This is a genomic window from Mesorhizobium sp. M7A.F.Ca.CA.004.12.1.1, assembly GCF_003997835.1.
Lineage (GTDB): Bacteria > Pseudomonadota > Alphaproteobacteria > Rhizobiales > Rhizobiaceae > Mesorhizobium.
Genome location: NZ_RZRK01000784.1, coordinates 1 through 2,819, shown reverse-complemented (window position 1 = coordinate 2,819; position 2,819 = coordinate 1). Strand labels below are relative to the sequence as shown.

Sequence of the window (2,819 nt, the reverse complement as noted above, 5' to 3'; positions counted from 1 at the left end):
AGCAAATGCGCCGCGACGGCGATGTCTTCGTCATGGGCGAGGAGGTTGCCGAATACCAGGGCGCCTACAAGATCACGCAAGGCCTGCTGCAGGAATTCGGGCCGCGGCGCGTCGTCGACACGCCGATCACCGAGCATGGCTTTGCCGGCGTTGGCGTGGGTGCGGCGATGGCCGGCCTGAAGCCGATCGTCGAGTTCATGACCTTCAACTTCGCCATGCAGGCGATCGACCAGATCATCAACTCGGCCGCCAAGACGCTCTATATGTCCGGCGGCCAGATGGGCGCGCCGATCGTGTTCCGTGGACCGAACGGTGCCGCCGCACGCGTCGCCGCTCAGCACTCGCAGTGCTATGCCGCCTGGTACAGCCACATTCCGGGCCTGAAAGTGGTGATGCCCTACACCGCCGCTGACGCCAAGGGCTTGTTGAAGGCTGCGATCCGCGATCCCAATCCGATCATCTTCCTCGAGAATGAAATCCTCTACGGTCAGTCCTTCGACGTACCGAAGCTCGACGATTTCGTGCTGCCGATCGGCAAGGCGCGCATCCATAAATCAGGCAAGGACGTCACCATCGTCTCCTTCGGCATCGGCATGACCTATGCGGTCAAGGCTGAAGCGGAACTGCGTGGCCTTGGCATCGATGCCGAGATCATCGACTTGCGCACGATCCGGCCGCTCGATCTCGACACCATCATCGCCTCGGTCAAGAAGACCAACCGCCTGGTGGTGGTGGAGGAAGGTTATCCGCAGAACTCGGTCGGCGACCATATCGCCAACCAGGTGTCGCAGCGCGCCTTCGATTTTCTTGACGCGCCGGTCATCACCATCGCCGGCAAGGATGTGCCGATGCCTTATGCGGCGAACCTCGAGAAGCTGGCGTTGCCGAATGTCGGCGAAGTCATCGAGGCGGTCAAAGCCGTCACGTATCGCTGAACCGGGCGGGAGGACAAAATGCCAATCAACATCACCATGCCGGCCCTGTCGCCCACGATGGAAGAGGGCAATCTGTCCAAGTGGCTTGTGAAAGAGGGCGACAAGGTTTCGCCGGGCGATGTGATTGCCGAGATCGAGACCGACAAGGCGACGATGGAAGTCGAGGCTGTCGATGAGGGCACGGTGGCAAAGCTCGTCGTTCCCGCCGGCACCGAAGGCGTCAAGGTCAACGCGCTGATCGCCGTGCTCGCCGCCGAAGGTGAGGATGCAGGCGCCGCCGCGAAAAGCGGGGGCGGTGCTGCACCGGCCAAAGCCGAGACGCCGAAAGCGGAGGCTCCCAAGGCTGACGCACCGAAGGCTGAGACACCCAAGGCCGAACCGGTCGCGACCGCATCCAAGGCAGATGCGGCTCCGGTTGCCAACGGCCATGCGGCCGGCGAGCGCACCTTCGCGTCGCCGCTTGCGCGCCGCATCGCGAAGGAGGCCGGTGTCGATGTGTCTGCCGTGACTGGCACCGGCCCACATGGCCGGGTGGTGAAGGCGGATGTCGACGCGGCGATTGCCGGTGGAGGTGCCCAGGCGGCGCCTGCCGCCAAGGCTCCTGCTGGCGCTCCTGCGCCTGCGGTGAAGGCGATGTCGGATGATCAGATCCTGAAACTGTTCGAACAGGGCTCCTACGACCTCGTCCCGCATGACAATATGCGCAAGACCATCGCGCGGCGCCTGGTCGAAGCCAAGACCACCATCCCGCATTTCTACCTGACGCTCGATTGCGAACTCGATGCGCTGCTGGCGCTGCGCACGCAGATCAATGCGGCAGCCCCGGTGAAGAAGACCGATAAGGGCGACGCTCCAGCCTACAAGCTGTCGGTCAACGACATGGTCATCAAAGCGATGGCCATGGCACTGAAGGCGGTGCCGGATGCCAATGCCTCATGGACCGAAAGCGCCATGGTGAAGCACAAGCATGCCGATGTCGGCGTTGCCGTGTCGATCCCGGGCGGGCTGATCACACCGATTATCCGCAAGGCCGACGAAAAGACGCTGTCCGCCATCTCCAACGAGATGAAGGACCTGGCCAGCCGTGCGCGCAGCCGCAAGCTGAAGCCGGAAGAGTATCAGGGCGGCACCACTGCGGTGTCCAACCTCGGCATGTTCGGCATCAAGGATTTTGCCGCGGTCATCAACCCGCCGCATGCGACCATCCTGGCGGTCGGCGCCGGCGAGGAGCGGGCGGTGGTCAAGAACGGCGAGATCAAGATCGCCACCGTGATGTCGGTGACGCTGTCGACCGACCACCGCGCCGTCGACGGCGCGCTGGGGGCTGAACTGCTGGTCGCCTTCAAGCGGCTGATCGAGAACCCGATGGGCATGCTGGTCTAGGACGGAGAGGGCGGTGCGGATCTTCTTCACCTCCCTCATGGCGTTTTTCCTGTCAGGATTGGCAGGCGGCCTGGTTGCTCAACAGCTGGCGGTCGCAACCCATGCTCAGGAAGAATACATTCTGGTGTTCATGACGTCGGTGCTTGTCACCATTGCTACGACGATCATGTTTTTCATCGCGCAGCTTTTTGCGAACGCACCGACGATCATCAACTGGCTGGGCCTCTGCGCAATTGTCCTGTTCGTGCTGATCGGGCTCGGCCTGATCGGTTGGACGTTCTCTCAGCCGGTCGATAAGCGCCAGTGGGGAGGTGACCTGCCGATCGTCGCCGGCCTGGTTTTGCCGAACCTGGCCACTGTGCTGGTTCACTGGCTGTTCGTGCGCTGGCGGTTGAGGCGCGGCTCGATTAACGCACAGGTGGGCGCATGAAGACGGTTCTTTGCTACGGCGACTCGCTGACCTGGGGCTACAATGCCGAAGGTGGCCGCCATGCGCTGGAA

General features: G+C 62.9%; 3 protein-coding genes and 1 pseudogene. All 4 read left to right on the top strand.

The features are described 5' to 3' along the window. A partial coding sequence (locus tag EN984_RS29560; RefSeq protein WP_127384156.1) for a pyruvate dehydrogenase complex E1 component subunit beta occupies nt 1-935 on the top strand: 935 nt, incomplete at its 5' end. 18 nt (nt 936-953) lie between these two features. After that, complete coding sequence (locus EN984_RS29555) at nt 954-2,318, top strand: pyruvate dehydrogenase complex dihydrolipoamide acetyltransferase (RefSeq protein WP_127273585.1); 1,365 nt, start codon at nt 954-956, stop codon at nt 2,316-2,318. Between the two features lie 13 nt (nt 2,319-2,331). Further along, nucleotides 2,332-2,748 (top strand): hypothetical protein, encoded by a 417-nt coding sequence (locus tag EN984_RS29550; protein ID WP_127270644.1) that lies wholly within the window; start codon nt 2,332-2,334, stop codon nt 2,746-2,748. Then, a pseudogene (locus EN984_RS29545) lies at nt 2,745-2,819 on the top strand (arylesterase); the annotation flags it as partial. The gene EN984_RS29550 and the pseudogene EN984_RS29545, both read left to right, overlap by 4 nt.